The following is a 16,009-nucleotide window of genomic DNA, read 5'->3' on the forward strand; positions in this document are numbered from 1 at the left end:
AGGTGCGGGCGGGGGCTAGCCCTTGTCGCTGGTCAGTACGTGCAGGACCAGTTCCAGCGCGGCGTTGACGCTGGCTTTGCGGATTTCGTCGCGGCCCAGGTCACCGAAACGGTTTTCGATGACGACGGTGGCGAGTTCCGAGGAAACCGCGACATAGACCAGGCCGACCGGCTTTTTTCTCGCTGCCGCCGTCGGGGCCGGCAATGCCGGTTACCGAGACGGCATAGTCGGCGCGGGCGGTGTTGCGGGCGCCGTCGGCCATGGCGCGAGCGACCTGGTTACTGACTGCGCCATAATCGCGGATCAGCCGGGCCTGGACATGGATCATGCGGGACTTGGCGGTATTGGCATAGGTAACATAGCCGCCATAGAGCGCGGCTGAGGCGCCGGGAATGTCTGTCAGTGCGGCGGCGACCATGCCGCCGGTGCAGCTTTCGGCGGTGACGATGGTCTGGTTCTTGGCTGCCAGGATATCGATGATCTGCTTGCCCGGATTGGGCGCCGGGGTCTCGGTCTTTTTTGCCATCAATCGACCCTCGGCATTTCTACGCTCGCGCTGGCCATTGCCACCATACCTTCCTCCCGCCCGATGAAGCCGAGCTTCTCGCTTGTCGTCGCCTTGACGGCGATCCGTGTCGGCGCGATGCCCAGTGTCTCGCCGATGACCCGTTGCATCGCCGGAACATGACTGGCGATCTTCGGCGCTTCACAGACGATTGTCACGTCGAGATTGACTATGCGGCCGCCGGCCCTGGCCACGAGATCGCCGGCATGCTTGAGGAAGATGGTGGAGGCCGCGCCGTGCCACTGCATGTCGGAGGGTGGGAAGTGGACGCCGATATCGCCCTCGCCGATGGCGCCGAGAATGGCGTCGGTCAGCGCATGCAGGGCCACGTCCGCATCCGAATGGCCCTTGAGCCTGGCATGGTGGGGAATGCGGACGCCGCCCAGCCATACGGCATCACCCGGTTCGAACTGATGGAAATCGAAGCCCGAGCCGATGCGGGTTTCCATGATGGCGTCTCCGGACAGGATGCGCTCCGCCTGGGCGAAGTCTTCGGGATGGGTAATCTTGATATTGTCGCGGTCGCCCATGACCATGGCGACGCGCAAACCGGCCCATTCGGCGATCTCGGCATCGTCGGTGAACTGGCGGGGCAGCGTTGCGGCGCGCATATGGGCGGAGAAAATCTGGCCGAAGCGGAAGCCCTGCGGCGTCTGCGCGGCGGCGAGCTGGCTGCGATCCTCGGTGGCGGCGACCTGGCGGCCGTCGAGCGAGCGCTTGATGGTGTCGGTCACGGGCAAAGCGGGCAGGGCGCCGTCATACTGGTCGAGGACGGCGATGACGTCGCCGATGACCTGCGGTGTGGCGAAGGGGCGGGCGGCGTCCTGGATCAGCACCAGGTCGGGACGAAGCGGGGCGAGGGCCTTGAGCCCTTCCAGCACCGAGGCCTGCCGCGAAGCACCACCGATAACCGGTGGTAGCAGGCGGTGATCGGCGAGGCCAAGTGCCGTATAGCGGCTGGCGTGATCGGCGTGAATCACGGTGAGCACATTGGTGATATAGGGCAGGTCGAGAAATGCCCCGATGGTGCGGGCCAGGAGCGGCGTGTCGCCCAGCGAACGATATTGCTTGGGGTCGGGAGAGCCATCGGCGCTGGCGCGTTCGCCCTTCCCGGCGGCGACGACGATGACGGCAATGGACTTCTGACGCATGGAAACCGGGCAACCTGGACTTGAAACCGTCACATGCCCGTGGTCTAGCGCCCGCTAGGGCATGCGGCAAGTGCAGGGCTGCCGCACCGGGGTGAACACTATTTAAGGTGTTGCGCTGCCAGCTATTTTGACTATTGTGCAGGCATTCATTTGAAAATGACCATTTCTGGGGCAGTTTGTGTCTGAGGATGCCTGCAAGTTGAGCATCGGGAACCACGCGGTTCGCAATAATGCTTTCCTGGCACCCATGGCCGGAATTACCGATCGGCCGTTCCGCAAACTCGCCGAGCGCTTCGGCGCCGGCATGGTGGTGTCCGAGATGATTGCCAGCAATGCGCTGGCGGTGGGCAACCAGGACATGGCGCGCAAGCTCGGCCGGCCGGGCACGCTGCCGCATATGGTGCAACTGGCCGGTTGCGAGGCCGAATGGATGACGCGCGGGGCGAAGATCGCCCATGAGGCGGGCGCCGACATCATCGACATCAATTTCGGTTGCCCGGCCAAGAGGGTGACCAATGGCTATGCCGGATCGGCGCTGATGCGTGTGCCGGACCATGCCATGACACTGATCGACGCCGTAGTGAGCGCGACGCCGCTGCCGGTGACGGTGAAGATGCGGCTGGGCTGGGACGATGACAGCCTCAACGCGCCTGACATGGCGCGGCGGGCCGTGGATGCCGGCGTGCAGATGATCACGGTGCATGGCCGTACGCGGCAGCAGTTCTACAAGGGTTCTGCCCGCTGGGAACTGGTGCAGGCGGTGGTGGACGCAGTCGATGTGCCCGTCGTGGTCAATGGCGACGTTATCGATCTGGCGTCGGCGCGCGAAGCGCTGCAACAGTCCGGTGCGGCGGCGGTGATGCTCGGACGCGGCGCGCAAGGGCGGCCATGGGCCGTGGCGCAGATCGGCGCGGGGCTGGCGGGTCAGGTTGGTCCGGCGGCGCCGGAGGGCGACGAGCTGGCGGCGCTGGTGGCGGAGCATTACGAGGACATGCTGGTCGAATACGGCACGGCCGTTGGGTTGCGGGCGGCGCGCAAGCATCTCGACTGGTACACCGAGGCGGCGGGTATCGTGCTCGACAAGCCGGATCGCAACGCCTTTCTCAACAATGACGTGCCGGCCGATGTGCTGCGGCGGATCGCTGCCATCTTCTCCGGCGAGCAGAGGGCTGCTGCATGAGCGCCATCGAGGCTACACCGCCTGCCGCCACTCCCGTGCCATCGACTGCGGTGCTGCAGGCGCTGCCGCAGCCGATCATCGTCTGTGGCGAGGATCGCCAGATCACCTTCGTCAACTATGCCGCCGAGGCGTTTTTCGGCGCTTCGCTGAGCGTGCTGACGCGGCAGCGACTGGATGACCTGATCGCGTTCGGGTCGCCCATTATCGGGCTGGTCGAAACGGTGGCGACCCGGCGGGCGCCGATGACCGAGTATCGCGTGCGGATCGGGTCGTCGCGCTTTGGCGATGAACGTATCGCGGACGTGTTTGCCAGCCCGTTGTCGGACAGCGACGGACGGGTGGCGCTGCTGATCCAGGAGCGCACCATGGCCGACAAGATCGACCGGCAGATGGTGTCGCGTGGCGCTGCGCGCTCAGTGACGGGGCTTGCCTCGATGCTGGCGCATGAAATCAAGAATCCGTTGTCGGGTATTCGTGGCGCGGCGCAGTTGCTGGAGCAGACAGTCAGCAGCGACGAAATTCCACTGGCAAGGCTGATCCGCGAGGAAACCGACCGCATTGTCGGGCTGATCGACCGGGTGGAGGTATTCGGCGACGAGCGCCCGATGGAGCGCGAGCCGATCAATATCCACGTGGTGCTGGACCGGGTGAAGCTGCTGGCGCGCAATGGCGTGGCACGGGGCATCGCTTTTTCCGAGGAATATGATCCGTCGCTGCCGCCGGTCTTCGGCAACCGGGACCAGTTGATCCAGATCTTCCTCAATCTGGTGAAGAATGCCGCGGAATCCGTTGAACGGACACAGAAACCAGAAATCAGGTTCTCGACGGCCTTCCGGCCGGGCATCCGGATCAGCGTGAGCGGGGTGTCCGAGCGCATCTCGCTGCCGCTGGAGATCGTCATCGAGGATAATGGCCCCGGTGTGCCGCCGGATATCCTGCCTTTCCTGTTCGATCCGTTCGTCACCACCAAGACCAATGGCTCGGGCCTCGGTCTGGCGCTGGTGGCCAAGATCGTGAGCGATCATGGCGGGGTCATCGACTGCGACAGCCGGCCGGGGCGCACCCGATTCAGGGTGCTTCTTCCCGTCGCAAGCGCGGCATTCCAGATAATCAACGAAGAGGAAGCGGCACGATGAGCCATGTGGTCCTGCTCGCCGACGACGACGCCGCGATCCGCATGGTGCTCAACCAGGCGCTGACGCGTGCCGGTTACGAGGTCCGTCCGACCGGCAATATCTCCACCATGTGGAACTGGGTGAGCCGTGGCGAGGGCGATATCCTGATCACCGATGTGGCCATGCCTGACGGCAATGCCTTCGAGGTGATGCCCAAGATCAAGAAGCTGCGCCCCGACCTGCCGATGATCGTGATGAGCGCGCAGAACACGTTCATGACCGCCATCCGTGCTTCAGAAGTGGGTGCCTATGAATATCTGCCCAAGCCGTTCGACATTACCGAAGTGTTGTCGGTGGTGGCGCGGGCGCTGGCCGACGCCAAGAAGCCGAGCACGGCCGACCGCCGGGCGGAAGATCCCGGCGAAACCATGCCGCTGGTGGGGCGCTCGACCGCCATGCAGGACATCTACCGCGCCTTGGCGCGATTGATGCAGACCGACCTTACGGTGACGATTACCGGGGAGAGCGGCACCGGCAAGGAATTGGTGGCGCGGGCGCTGCATGACTTCGGCAAGCGTCGTAACGGGCCATTCGTGGCCATCAACATGGCCGCCATTCCGCGCGACCTGATCGAAGCCGAACTGTTCGGCCACGAGAAGGGGGCCTTTACCGGCGCCAATACGCGGTCGTCCGGCCGGTTCGAGCAGGCCGAAGGCGGTACGCTGTTCCTCGACGAAATCGGCGACATGCCGATGGATGCCCAGACGCGACTGCTGCGCGTGCTGCAGGAGGGCGAATATACAATGGTCGGGGGGCGGTCCTCGATCAAGACCAATGTGCGCATCGTCGCCGCCACGCATCGCGACCTCAGCCAAATGATCCGGCAGGGGCTGTTTCGCGAGGACCTCTACTACCGGCTCAATGTCGTGCCGATCCGCCTGCCGCCGCTGCGCGAGCGCGTCGATGACGTGGGGGACCTGGCGGCGCATTTCCTCAAGGCGGCGCAGCGCGACGGGGAGCCGGCCAAGACGATTTCGCCCGAAGCCATCAAGCTGATGCAGAACTATTCCTGGCCGGGCAATGTGCGCGAGTTGGAAAACCTGGTGCGGCGGCTGTCGGCGCTTTATGCCGACGAATCGATTTCGGCCGAGATCGTGCAGAACGAGCTCAATATTGCCGAGCGGCCCAGCGCAGCGGGCGCCAGTGGACCGATGGACGTGTCGATGGCGGTGGAAACCCATGTTGGGCAGTTGCTGCGCGAATATGAGCCCAACCTGCCGCCCGCCGGCCTCTACCAGCGGGTCATCGACCGGGTGGAAGCGCCGCTGATCGCCATGGCGCTCAATGCCTGCGGCGGCAACCAGATCAAGGCAGCGGACCTGCTGGGGCTCAACCGCAATACGCTGCGCAAGAAAATCCGCACGCACAGCATAGAGATCGTCAAGCACAGCCGGCGGAACGGGTAGGCTCTACGGCGCGTCGATGATCTCGCGGCGGTTGCGATGCTCGCTCAGGGCGAGCGTCAGTCCGGCGGCGACGACGAGGAAGGCGCCGACATAGACGGTCGTGGCGGGCATTTCGGCCCAGAACAGATAGCCGAAGATGAAGCTCCAGATCAGCGCGCCATATTCGACGGTGCCGAGCACGCTGGCCGGCACCGACCGCGCCGCTTCCACCAGGATGAACTGGGCCAGGCCACCGACAAGGCCGGCGGCCACGCATAGAGCGATCTCGCGCAGGCCCATGCCCTGCCAGAAGGGCAGCGCCACAACCGCCATGACAAGCACATGGATGAGGTTCTGCGCGAAGACCTGCACCAGCGTATTGTCGCTTTTGGAAATGGTGCGCATCAGGATCATGGCGACGGCCCAGAACAGCGCCGCACCCAGCACCATGACCACCGGCCAGCCAATGGTGAAGCCGCTCGGGTTGGCGGCCACGACGATGCCGAAGAAGCCGATGGACGCGCCGCCGATGCGGGCCAGCGTCAGTTGCTCCTTAAGAAAGATCACCGCGAGAACGGTCGTGAGCGCCGGCGCAACATAATAGAGCGTGGTCATCTCGGCCAACTGCAGCTCCCGGCCGGCACTGTAATACATGACCCAGGCAGCCAGGGTCATCAGGCCGCGGCCGAGGATCAGCGTGCGATTCTTCGAGCGCCAGAGGTCAATCACCACGCGGTGGCGACCGATGATCAGGCAGAGGGCGATGACGACCACGCCGCGCACGAACAGGATCTGCGGGGCGGGCAGGGCGGTTATCACCCCCTTGATCATCGCGTCATGGACGGCGAAGAGCGAATAGGCCGCAACGCCCAGGGCCATGCCCATGAGACTGGCGGTTTCGACACGAGCTGGAGCGGGGGCGGACAACGGGAGACTCGGAATGAGCGGGGCGCTGGGGAGCGATCTCTGCCCGGCGGCATGGGGTTGTCCAGTGGGCAAACAAGGTGCGGGAGATCGGGGGTGTGGCGCATCTGGGCCCTGCGAGCGTAGCTCTTCGGGCGTGACGACCTCAAATCGCTCCACAGGAGCGATTTGACGCGCCTTTAGGTGCGCCGGTCATCAGTGTCACATTTTGGCAACAATTGTCTTGAAGGGTCGGGCGAATTGGGTCAGACTCTGCCTCTTTGCGGCGGATACGGAGTGCTTCCGGGCATTTATGAGTGATGTGACGACGACGAGCGAGGGGGCCCGGCAGGGTGTCGTCGGCGAAATGGCCAAACCGGCCAGGTCGCCATTTGCGTCTGCGCGCAACAATCGCTCGCTGCGCATTCTCGGCTTCATCGTGGTTTTCGCCTCGGTGCTGATGTCGTCGCTATCGTTCCTGATTCTGTCGGGCACGACCAATATCGAGCCGTCGACGACCGTCTGGACCGTGATCTGGATCGTCACCGGCATCCTGGTCCTGCTGGTGATCGCGCTTGTCGTGACCGAGGCGGTGCTGCTGATCCAGGCGCGGATGCAGGGCCAGGCCGGCGCCGGCATGCAGATCCGCATGGTGACCATGTTCGCGCTGGTCGCCGCCATCCCCGCCTTCATCGTGGCTGTCGTGGCCACCATTGCCCTCAATCAGGGGTTGGACCAGTGGTTCTCCGAGCGTACCAGAGCCATGGTGGAGAGCTCCCGGCTGGTGGCGCGTTCCTACATGCTCGAACATGCGCAGGTGCTGCGCGATGACGTGATCTGGGTGGCCGAGGAACTGGAACAGGCGCATGCAACCTTCGACGAGGACCAGGAGCGCTTCCAGCGCATCCTGACGGCCCTGGCCGTGACGCGGTCGCTGCCCTTCACGTCGCTGGTCAATGCGCAGGGCGATACGCTGATGCGGGCGCAGATCGCGGTGCAGGGCGCCTATCCGCAATTGCCCGAGGGCATCACCGAGGGACTGGTGGAAGGCATACCGGCGGCCATCGCGCCGGGGCGGATCAACCTTGTCGGCTCCGTCATAAAGCTGCGCGGTTACGACGATACCTATCTGTTCGTCGCCCGGCCCGTGGAGGCCGAGGTGCTCGAATATATGCAGCTCACCGACGAGAACATCACCGAATACCGAGAATATGCGTCCAACCGGCTGGTGTTCCAGATCACCTTCACCATCATGTATGTCGGTCTCGCCGTGGTGCTGCTGCTGGCGGCGCTGTGGATCGGCATCGCGCTGGCCAATCGCTTCGTCGACCCGATCCGTAACCTGATGATCGCATCCAACCGGGTCAGTAACGGCGATCTCAACGTGCAGGTGCCGGTGCAGGAGGGCAGGGGCGACCTGCGCGACCTCAGCAACGGCTTCAACCGCATGACCGAGCAGCTCAAGAGCCAGCGCGAGGCGCTGCTGACCGCGAGCGAGATGAACGAGAAGCGGCGGCAATTCACCGAGGCGGTGGTGGAGGGGGTGTCGGCCGGCATTATCGGGCTCGATCCGTTCGGGGCGGTGACCCTGGTCAATGCCCGGGCCTGCGAAATGCTCGACCGCAACGAAATCGATCTGATGGGCGAGCCTATCGAAAAGGTCATGCCGCTGTTGGCGCCGACGCTGGAGCGGGCCCGCTCGGCCCGGCGCGGGCAGGTGCGCGACCAGATTCAGCTCGGTAACGAAACCGACCGGCGCACCTATCAGGTGCAGCTCACGCGGGAAGGCTCCATCACCGAATCCAAGGGTTACGTGCTGACCTTCGACGACATTACCGACCTCGAATCGGCGCAGCGCACCAGCGCCTGGGCCGATGTGGCGCGGCGCATCGCCCATGAGATCAAGAACCCACTGACGCCGATCCAGCTCTCGGCCGAACGGCTGCGCCGCCGCTATGGCAGCAAGCTAGAGGGTGACCGCGAGGTCTTCGACAAATGCATCAACACCATCGTCCGCCAGGTGGGCGATATCGGGCGGATGGTCGATGAATTCTCGGCTTTTGCCCGGATGCCCGAGGCAGCGCCCGAGGTTGCCGATCTCAGCGATACCGTGCGGCAGGCGGTGTTCCTCGAAAGTGTGCGGCTGCCGGAAATCACCATCAATACCATCCTGCCGGAAGATGCCATCTACGCCTGGTTCGATAATCGCCTCATCGCCCAATCGCTCACTAATCTGATCAAGAATGCAGTGGAAGCATTTGAATCTGTTGATATGTCTTCCGACTGGAAGCCGACGATCACGGTCGAGGCGCAGGTGGAAGGCAACCATGCGCGCGTCGCCGTTTCCGACAATGGCAAGGGTTGGCCGAAGGACAACCGCCAGCGCCTGCTGGAGCCCTATATGACGACACGCGAGAAGGGCACCGGCCTGGGCCTCGCCATCGTCGCCAAGATCATCGAACAGCATGGCGGCATCGTCGAGCTGATCGATGCCGAACCTGATCCGACCGGCCGGATCGGCGCCTGCGTGACCTTCACGCTTCCCTTGCAGTCACCTACCAAATCTTCAGCGGCGGACGGTTCGAGCCACTCGGAATCCGCATCTGCCCAACAGGAGGAACCGCTCATTTCAGCGGTGGTTCACAAGTAATGGCACTCGATATTCTCATCATTGACGACGAAGACGACATCCGCGACCTGATCGCCGGCATCCTCGAAGACGAGGGTTTTGAAACACGGCAGGCCCATGATGCCGATAGCGGCCTCAACGAGATCGCCCGGCGGCGGCCGAGCCTGGTCTTTCTCGATATCTGGATGCAGGGCTCGCGGCTCGACGGGCTGCAATTGCTCGACGTGTTCCAGAGCCAGCATCCGGACATGCCTGTCGTGATGATCTCGGGCCATGGCAATGTGGAAACGGCCGTGTCGGCCATTCGCCGCGGTGCCTACGACTATATCGAAAAGCCCTTCAAGATCGACCGGCTGCTGCACATCACCCAGCGGGCGATGGAAGCGACGCGGCTGCGCAGCGAAGTAGCCGAACTCAAGGAGCGGTCCGCCGCCAAGAGCGCCGATATGGTGGGCACCTCGCCGGCCCTGCAGCAGGTTCGGGGCATTATCGAGAAATCGGCGCCGACCAATTCGCGCATCTTCATCTCCGGCCCGTCCGGAGCCGGGAAGGGGCTGGTGGCCCGGCTGATCCATCAACGCAGCCCGCGCGCCGAGTCGCCGTTCGTCGAGATCAACGCCTCGCTCTATGCGCCCGAGGAAGTGCCGGTGGTGCTGTTCGGGCGAGAGGCGCGGGAGAAGACCGGCATCCTCAAGGTGGAAGTCGGGGCGCTGGAAAAGGCGCATGGCGGCACGCTCTATCTCTCCGAGGTGACGACGCTGCCGGCGGCAACGCAGGCGGCTTTGCTGCGGACGCTGGTGGAAAACCGCTTCAACCGCGTCGGCGGCACGCAGGCCGTGCCGATCGATGTGCGCATCATCTCGTCCAGTTCGCAGAATGTGGCGGCGCAGATCGAGGCCGGCGAATTCCGTTCGGACCTGTTCCACCGGCTGTCGATCGTGCCGCTGCCGCTGACGCCGCTCAAGGAAAGGCGCGAGGACGTGCCGCCGCTGGTTGCCGTGTTCATCGAGCAGGTGTGCCGCATGCACAATCTGCAGCGCATGACTGTCGGAGACGACGCCATCGCCGTGCTGCAGGCACAGGAATGGCCGGGCAATGCGCGGCAATTGCGCAATTCCATCGAACGTCTGCTGATCCTGATGAAGGACCAGCAGCCTGAGGACGGCGTGATCACGGCGGCCATGCTGCCGTCGGATATCGGCGAAGTGCTGCCCACGGTGGGCGACACGGATGCCTCGGCGCATCTGATGAGCCTGCCGTTGCGCGATGCCCGCGAGGTGTTCGAGCGGCAATACCTGCTGGCGCAGATCGAGCGGTTTGGCGGCAATATCTCCAAGACGGCCGAGTTCGTCGGCATGGAGCGCAGCGCGTTGCACCGGAAGATCAAATCGCTGGGTCTCTGAAAATGCTTTGAAAATTCTCGCGCAGCAGGCAATGGGTGCGGTAGGCATTAAAAATGATCTGTGCCATAGTGTTTGATGTGTGATGAGTTGATGACGGCAGGAACTGGGCGGCAGTTCCAAAGCCGGACTGGCAGGTAGTTGCAACGACAACAGCGACAAGCAATGCCGCGAAAAAGAGGCCTCTATGGCGAACGAAAAACAACAAAATCTCCAGGATTCCTTTCTCAACCACGTTCGCAAGCAGAAAGTACCGGTCACGATCTTTCTCGTGAACGGCGTGAAACTGCAGGGCGTGATCACCTGGTTCGATAATTTCTGTCTGCTGCTGCGCCGCGATGCGCAGTCACAACTGGTTTACAAGCACGCGATCTCCACCATCATGCCGGGTGCGCCGATCCAGTTGTTCGACCCCGAGCAGAACAACGACAGCGACTGACCGCGCTAGAAGGCCGCAATGACCGAATTTGACGACGAGGCCGTCCAGCGGGGCGGCCCGCAGGCGTTTATCGACCAGCGTGCGCAGCCGACACGTGCGGGCCTCGTCGTGCCCGATGTGCGGGGGCAGGCATCCCGGCATTCGATCGAGGCGCGCAAGGCGGAGTTCGAAGGACTGGCCGGGGCCATCCATCTCGACGTGGTGTTCTCCGAGGTCTTCAGGGTTCGCGAGATCAAGCCGGCGACCTTTATCGGGGGCGGCCATACCGAGACATTGGCGGCACGGGTCAAGGCGGACAAGATCGACCTGCTGCTGGTCGATGCGGCGCTGACCGCCATCCAGCAGCGCAATCTCGAAACCGAAACCGGCGCCAAGGTGCTCGACCGGACGGCGTTGATCCTCGAGATTTTCGGCGAACGCGCCGCGACACGCGAAGGCGTGTTGCAGGTGGAGCTGGCCCATCTCAACTACCAGAAGGGACGGCTGGTCCGTTCCTGGACCCACCTGGAGCGCCAGCGTGGCAGTGGCGGCACCGGTTTCATGGGTGGTCCGGGTGAAACGCAGATCGAAAGCGACCGGCGGCAGATCACCGACCGCATCGTGCTGCTCGAAGACCGGCTGGAAAAGGTCAAGAAGACCCGTGCGCAGCAGCGCCAACAGCGGGACGGCACGCCGATCGTGGCACTGGTCGGTTATACCAATGCCGGAAAATCGAGCCTGTTCAATGTCTTGACCGGGGCAGGGGTGTTCGCCCGGGATTTGTTGTTCGCGACGCTGGATACGACGGTGCGCAAGCTGGCCCTGCCGCATGGGCGCGAGGTGATGTTGAGCGACACGGTGGGTTTTGTTGCCGACCTGCCGACGGATCTGGTGGCGGCGTTCCGCGCTACGCTGGAGGAAGTGCTCGATGCCGACGTGATCCTGCATGCGCGCGATATCGCCAACCCAGATCATGTGGGGCAGGCCCATGATGTGCTCAAGGTGCTGGCCGAACTCGGGGTTTCACCCGAGACGACGCCTGTTATCGAGGTCTGGAACAAGGTCGACCTGATCGGCGGAGATGCCCTGGTGGGCGTGGTGCCGGCGGGCAAGGTGGCCGATGTCGTGCCGGCCTCGGCACTGACCGGGCAGGGGCTCGATGCGCTCAAGCTGGCCATCGAAAAGGCGCTGGGCGAGAAGAGCCGGACCTATCACGTGCATGTGCCGCATGCGGCGGGGTCTGACATCGGCTGGCTGCATTCGCATACCGAAATCGTCTCCCGCGACGAGCCGACCGAACAGGGGTCGGGCTTCGTCGTGCGGGTCGAGCCGCGACACAGAGCGGCGTTTCTCGAGCGGTTCAATGGCCGGATCGAGAGTTCGGACGCCTAGGTCTTGTCGGCTGCGCGGATTTCGTTCCAGTAACCATCAAGGCGCTCCAGACCGGCATCCTTTGGATCGATACCATCTTCGCGGCAACGCGCTTCGACATGATGGAAGCGGCGGGTGAACTTGTAATTGGCGTCGCGCAAGGCGGCTTCGGCGTCGATGCCGGCATGGCGGGCCAGGTTGGCGACGGCGAAGAGCAGATCGCCGATTTCCTCGCGCACCGCAGCGGCGTCGCCGGATGCCTGGGCCTCTGCGACTTCCGCAAGTTCCTCATCGACCTTGGCCTTGACCGAAGCGAAGTCGGGCCAGTCGAAACCAACCTTGGCGGCGCGTTTGGTGAGCTTTTCGGCACGGGCGAGGGCCGGGAGAACGTTGGGCACGTCATCGAGAATGGACGGGGCCGTATCGCCCTTGCGGGCCGCCTTGGCGGCGCGCTCCTGGGCCTTTATGGCTTCCCAGCGCTGCTCGGATGCAGCCGAATTGCCGGCCTCCGTGTCGCCGAATACATGCGGGTGGCGGCGGATCAGCTTGTCGGTGATGGCATATATCACGTCGCCGATATCGAAATGGCCGGCCTCGCTGGCCATTTGTGCGTGATAGATCGGTTGCAGCAGCAGATCGCCCAGTTCCTCGCGCAGATCGGCAAAATCCTGCCGCTCGATGGCATCGGCGACTTCGTAGGCTTCCTCGATCGTATAGTGCCTTATGGTCGAGAAATCCTGCTCCAGATCCCAGGGGCAGCCGCCGACCGGATTGCGCAGGGCGGCCATGATCTCGATCAGGCGGGCAATATCGCGGGATGGCTGCATGAGTGTCTCGATGGCTGGAATCGTGTTGCCATGAGCTTAGCAGCTCACGGGCACGGCTACAGCGCACCGTTTATCCATGCAGGTGCCCGACTAGCGGGCGCCGTGGCCGGCCTTCACGTTCTGGCGCATGCGCGGATTGACCACCAGATCGGACATGTGGACATTCCACACCATGGTGCTGTCGCCGCGTTCGAACTCGTCCAGCAAATCCCTGAACCGGCCGAGCGTCGTGACATTCTCGCCGCGCAGCCCGAAGCCGCGGGCGATTTCGGCGAAGTCTGGTCGGCCAAAGATGGCGCCTGAATCGTCGATACCGTCTTCCCGCAGCTTGTGGATCTCGGCGCCGTAGGCCCCGTCATTGCTGCAGACGATGAGCATCTTGATGCCGTGGCGCTTGAGGGTTTCGAGTTCCTGGATATGCATGAGCAGGCTGCCGTCGCCCTCGAACAGCACGACCTTGCCTGTCTTGCGGACGGCGGCGATGCCCACGGCATAGGAGATGGCATTGCCGATGGCGCCGAAATCGCGCATCGCGTGATAGCGCGTGGGCTCGCCACCGCGCATGACCGTATGGAAATAGGATTGGTGGCCCGAGCCGCTCACCATGTCGTAGTCGCTGGGAATGACGGTTTCCAGCTCGGCGAAAACGGCGCGCGGATCAAGGGTTCCGGGCGCGATGTCGTATTGGATGCTATCCGCCGGCTCTTCCCTGATACGTCGCGCCAGATCCGCACTGCGGATACTGGCGGCCGTGGTGCCGCGCTTCTCGAGCGCAGCGAGGAGCGCCATCGTCGTCAATTTGGCGTCGGCTTTCACGTAGATGTCTGCCGCTTCGAGGCCATCCCGCAATCCGATCGGATTTGGATCGATCTGGATGACTTCGGTGGTTTCCGGAATGATGCGACCGCCATCCATCGTGTGGTAGGTGAGGCTCGCCCCGATGGCCAGGACCAGGTCGGACTGGCCAAAGGCCTCCCGCGCGATGCCGCGCGCGAAGCCTCCGCAAACTCCGATCGAGAACGGATTGTGGTCATACATTCCGCGGCCCAGCAGCGTGGTGGACAGGAGGGCACCACTGGCTTCGGCCAGCGCCTCCACTTCGGCCCTTGCTCCGGACCATATGACGCCGCGCCCGGCAAGGATAATCGGGGCTTTCGCCTGGGCCAGGCGCTCGATGACATGGGCCAGTTGTTCCGGATTTGGTGGAATGGGCGCCGTCTGCGGCAGGACCGTGGACGAGGGCTTGTAGGCGCCGATATTTGGCAGGGGCTGCTTCTGCAGGTCATAGGGCACGCCGATGACGACAGGCTTGCGCTCGTGGCGCGCGACGTAGAATGCCTCGCGGACATATTGATACATGCGCTCTGGGCTATGCGCGGTGATGTAATGGGCGCCGCAGGCTGCCGCGAGCGGCTGCTGGTCGATGAACTGCCCATACCATTTTGCCTTGAGCGGCGTTTCGCCGGCAAAGACCACCATCGGTACGCCGCCCCGCGACGCCGATGCCAGTGCCGTCATGATCTGGGTGAAGCCGGGGCCGCAGGTAACGGAGGCGACGCCGACCTTGCCGGTAGCGCTGGTATAGCCCATCGCCATCGCGCAGGCGCAATGTTCGTGCCGAGCGTGGACCGTGGTCATGCCCGGAATGTTCTTCATGGCCGTGGCCCAGTGCATGTTGCCATCGCCCATGAGCGTAAAATGCGTATCGACGCCTTCCGCACTGAAGGCCTGCGCGAGCGCTTCGTAGATGGGCATATTGGTCATGGATCGGTCCTTTGAAGACAGGCGCGAGTGGAATTGGTCGGGCATGGCGATGCCGCCCGGTCGGGACCGGGCGGCAAGAACGGGGCGGAGCGTCTAGAAGGTCGCGCCGTGCGTTTCAGCGGCCCAGGCCTTGAGCCATTCGAGGTGTTCGGGCGTAAGGCTCAGCGCACCCTCCATGATCCGGCTGGTCGCCTCGGCGCCGGTCACCTGCGGATAGTCGCCGATGATGAGCTGGGCAGGACCGTCCTGCATCACCGGCAGTTCGAGCGCGTCACGCGTCGCCTGGGCGTAAATCTCGACGATTTCCGGGGAGTTCCGGCCGGCAGCATCAGCACCTTGCCTGCCATGACACGGACGTTGAACAGGGATTTCCAGACGTCATATTCGATGCCGGACAGGGGCTCGCCATAGATTGCCTCGTAGACTTCGAGGAAATGCGGCACGTCGGGAACCATGGGGTCGCGCACCATCTCGCCGTTTTCTTCATAGCCCATAGTGAAGAGCAGCTTGGCCGAGCCTTCCTCCACCAACGGCGCCACGGCGTCGCCATAGGAGAACATGGTATCGTGCCGCATCTGGAATTCGCCGCGCTCCAGGCCGGCCCGCGACTCGCCCAGGCCGATGCCGAACACGACCTTGGGCTTGATCCCCAGCAGATCATAGCTGAGCAGCATGCCGATATCGGACGACGTGATCGTCTGGCTGGCAATGGTGGGCGGATTTTCGATGGCCTTGCGGATGTTCTCGATCGGGTCGTCGGTCAGCCCGCCGGCGAAGTCGCTGCGCGCATAGACGATGGACCCGCCCGGTGACGAGAGGAATGGTATGAATTCGCCGAGGTCATAGCGAACCGACGGGTCGCGCAGGATCTGGTTGAGGATGGTGCTCGAGCCGACGCCGATGAAGGCGCGGCCATCGGGTTCGGCGCGCGCAGCGAATTCGTTGGTTCCGGTGATGGAGCCGCCACCCTCGACATTGCGGACCACTATGGTCGGCTGGCCGGGCAGCGTCTGCTGCAAACCCAGCACAAACAGGCGATTATGCGTGTTCGAGCCGCCGCCAGGCCCATAGGGGACCATCAGCTCGATCTCTTCTCCGGCAAAATCCAGGTCGGCCTGCGCCAGGGCAGGTGACGCCGCGATGAAGGTGAGGGCTGCTCCCGCCGCGACGGCCAGAGCGGAAAGCGTGGAGCGGGCCGGAAATTGCCTGCCAAGTGTACGTTTCGATCCGAACATTTCTTC

At 63.7% G+C, this 16,009-nt stretch carries 15 protein-coding genes; 7 read left to right on the plus strand and 8 right to left on the minus strand.

What is annotated here, in order from left to right:
* Positions 1–15: 15 nt before the first annotated feature.
* The 3 genes from NVV79_RS22665 to NVV79_RS14950 are packed head-to-tail and all read right to left on the minus strand — an operon-like array spanning position 16 to position 1,716.
* Positions 16–162 (minus strand): hypothetical protein, encoded by a 147-nt coding sequence (locus NVV79_RS22665; protein WP_369684746.1) that lies wholly within the window; start codon positions 160–162, stop codon positions 16–18.
* The gene (locus NVV79_RS14945) at positions 101–526 is read right to left on the minus strand and encodes a CinA family protein (protein WP_369684737.1); all 426 of its coding nucleotides are present in this window, start codon (positions 524–526) and stop codon (positions 101–103) included. The genes NVV79_RS22665 and NVV79_RS14945 overlap by 62 nt, the downstream gene beginning before the upstream one ends.
* Complete coding sequence (locus tag NVV79_RS14950; RefSeq protein ID WP_303991133.1) at positions 526–1,716, minus strand: bifunctional 2-C-methyl-D-erythritol 4-phosphate cytidylyltransferase/2-C-methyl-D-erythritol 2,4-cyclodiphosphate synthase; 1,191 nt, start codon at positions 1,714–1,716, stop codon at positions 526–528. Before NVV79_RS14950 ends, NVV79_RS14945 begins: the two co-directional genes overlap by 1 nt.
* Positions 1,717–1,915: 199 nt before the next feature.
* On the opposite strand from NVV79_RS14950, the gene dusB reads away from it, so the two are divergent.
* The 3 genes from dusB to ntrC are packed head-to-tail and all read left to right on the plus strand — an operon-like array spanning position 1,916 to position 5,477.
* On the plus strand, positions 1,916–2,896 hold the full coding sequence (gene dusB / locus NVV79_RS14955) for a tRNA dihydrouridine synthase DusB (protein ID WP_303991135.1): 981 nt from the start codon (positions 1,916–1,918) through the stop codon (positions 2,894–2,896).
* Positions 2,893–4,032, plus strand: a complete 1,140-nt coding sequence (locus NVV79_RS14960; protein ID WP_303991137.1) for a nitrogen regulation protein NR(II) — start codon at positions 2,893–2,895, stop codon at positions 4,030–4,032. Before dusB ends, NVV79_RS14960 begins: the two co-directional genes overlap by 4 nt.
* Positions 4,029–5,477 (plus strand): nitrogen regulation protein NR(I), encoded by a 1,449-nt coding sequence (gene ntrC / locus NVV79_RS14965; RefSeq protein ID WP_303991139.1) that lies wholly within the window; start codon positions 4,029–4,031, stop codon positions 5,475–5,477. Before NVV79_RS14960 ends, ntrC begins: the two co-directional genes overlap by 4 nt.
* A 3-nt stretch (positions 5,478–5,480) precedes the next feature.
* Here the strand turns inward: ntrC and NVV79_RS14970 are convergent, their stop codons facing one another.
* On the minus strand, positions 5,481–6,383 hold the full coding sequence (locus NVV79_RS14970) for a DMT family transporter (RefSeq protein WP_303991141.1): 903 nt from the start codon (positions 6,381–6,383) through the stop codon (positions 5,481–5,483).
* Positions 6,384–6,672: 289 nt separating this feature from the next.
* Here NVV79_RS14970 and NVV79_RS14975 point away from each other — a divergent pair, with 289 nt between their 5' ends.
* The 4 genes from NVV79_RS14975 (at position 6,673) to hflX (ending at position 12,198) form a co-directional block, all read left to right on the plus strand.
* Positions 6,673–9,009 carry a PAS domain-containing sensor histidine kinase gene (locus tag NVV79_RS14975; protein WP_303991143.1) on the plus strand — a complete coding sequence of 779 codons (2,337 nt, stop codon included), beginning with the start codon at positions 6,673–6,675 and terminating at the stop codon, positions 9,007–9,009.
* Entirely contained in the window at positions 9,009–10,391 is a 1,383-nt protein-coding gene (locus tag NVV79_RS14980; protein ID WP_303991145.1) for a sigma-54 dependent transcriptional regulator, read from the plus strand. The genes NVV79_RS14975 and NVV79_RS14980 overlap by 1 nt, the downstream gene beginning before the upstream one ends.
* Before the next feature lie 184 nt (positions 10,392–10,575).
* Complete coding sequence (gene hfq, locus NVV79_RS14985; RefSeq protein ID WP_303991147.1) at positions 10,576–10,827, plus strand: RNA chaperone Hfq; 252 nt, start codon at positions 10,576–10,578, stop codon at positions 10,825–10,827.
* Positions 10,828–10,845: 18 nt separating this feature from the next.
* Positions 10,846–12,198, plus strand: coding sequence for a GTPase HflX (gene hflX / locus NVV79_RS14990; RefSeq protein ID WP_303991149.1), 1,353 nt, complete (start codon positions 10,846–10,848; stop codon positions 12,196–12,198).
* Here the strand turns inward: hflX and mazG are convergent.
* From mazG to NVV79_RS15010, 4 genes are all read right to left on the minus strand, one after another.
* Positions 12,195–13,004 (minus strand): nucleoside triphosphate pyrophosphohydrolase, encoded by an 810-nt coding sequence (mazG, locus tag NVV79_RS14995; protein ID WP_303991151.1) that lies wholly within the window; start codon positions 13,002–13,004, stop codon positions 12,195–12,197. The genes hflX and mazG overlap by 4 nt on opposite strands.
* Before the next feature lie 90 nt (positions 13,005–13,094).
* Positions 13,095–14,768 carry a thiamine pyrophosphate-binding protein gene (locus tag NVV79_RS15000; protein WP_303991153.1) on the minus strand — a complete coding sequence of 558 codons (1,674 nt, stop codon included), beginning with the start codon at positions 14,766–14,768 and terminating at the stop codon, positions 13,095–13,097.
* A 93-nt stretch (positions 14,769–14,861) separates the two neighbouring features.
* On the minus strand, positions 14,862–15,020 hold the full coding sequence (locus NVV79_RS15005; RefSeq protein WP_303991155.1) for a hypothetical protein: 159 nt from the start codon (positions 15,018–15,020) through the stop codon (positions 14,862–14,864).
* Positions 15,020–16,003 (minus strand): tricarboxylate transporter, encoded by a 984-nt coding sequence (locus NVV79_RS15010; RefSeq protein WP_303991157.1) that lies wholly within the window; start codon positions 16,001–16,003, stop codon positions 15,020–15,022. Before NVV79_RS15010 ends, NVV79_RS15005 begins: the two co-directional genes overlap by 1 nt.
* Positions 16,004–16,009 lie beyond the last annotated feature (6 nt).

The sequence above is a fragment of the Devosia ginsengisoli genome (assembly GCF_024707105.1).
GTDB lineage: Bacteria > Pseudomonadota > Alphaproteobacteria > Rhizobiales > Devosiaceae > Devosia > Devosia ginsengisoli_A.

Excerpts from the sequence above, each read along its gene's own strand:
- NVV79_RS14945 (WP_369684737.1), bottom strand. The coding sequence starts at position 526 with ATGGCAAAAAAGACCGAGACCCCGGCGCCCAATCCGGGCAAGCAGATC.
- NVV79_RS14950 (WP_303991133.1), bottom strand. The coding sequence starts at position 1,716 with ATGCGTCAGAAGTCCATTGCCGTCATCGTCGTCGCCGCCGGGAAGGGC.
- NVV79_RS14960 (WP_303991137.1), top strand. The coding sequence starts at position 2,893 with ATGAGCGCCATCGAGGCTACACCGCCTGCCGCCACTCCCGTGCCATCG.
- ntrC (WP_303991139.1), top strand. The coding sequence starts at position 4,029 with ATGAGCCATGTGGTCCTGCTCGCCGACGACGACGCCGCGATCCGCATG.
- NVV79_RS14975 (WP_303991143.1), top strand. The coding sequence starts at position 6,673 with ATGAGTGATGTGACGACGACGAGCGAGGGGGCCCGGCAGGGTGTCGTC.
- NVV79_RS14980 (WP_303991145.1), top strand. The coding sequence starts at position 9,009 with ATGGCACTCGATATTCTCATCATTGACGACGAAGACGACATCCGCGAC.
- hfq (WP_303991147.1), top strand. The coding sequence starts at position 10,576 with ATGGCGAACGAAAAACAACAAAATCTCCAGGATTCCTTTCTCAACCAC.
- hflX (WP_303991149.1), top strand. The coding sequence starts at position 10,846 with ATGACCGAATTTGACGACGAGGCCGTCCAGCGGGGCGGCCCGCAGGCG.
- mazG (WP_303991151.1), bottom strand. The coding sequence starts at position 13,004 with ATGCAGCCATCCCGCGATATTGCCCGCCTGATCGAGATCATGGCCGCC.
- NVV79_RS15000 (WP_303991153.1), bottom strand. The coding sequence starts at position 14,768 with ATGACCAATATGCCCATCTACGAAGCGCTCGCGCAGGCCTTCAGTGCG.
- NVV79_RS15005 (WP_303991155.1), bottom strand. The coding sequence starts at position 15,020 with ATGCAGGACGGTCCTGCCCAGCTCATCATCGGCGACTATCCGCAGGTG.
- NVV79_RS15010 (WP_303991157.1), bottom strand. The coding sequence starts at position 16,003 with ATGTTCGGATCGAAACGTACACTTGGCAGGCAATTTCCGGCCCGCTCC.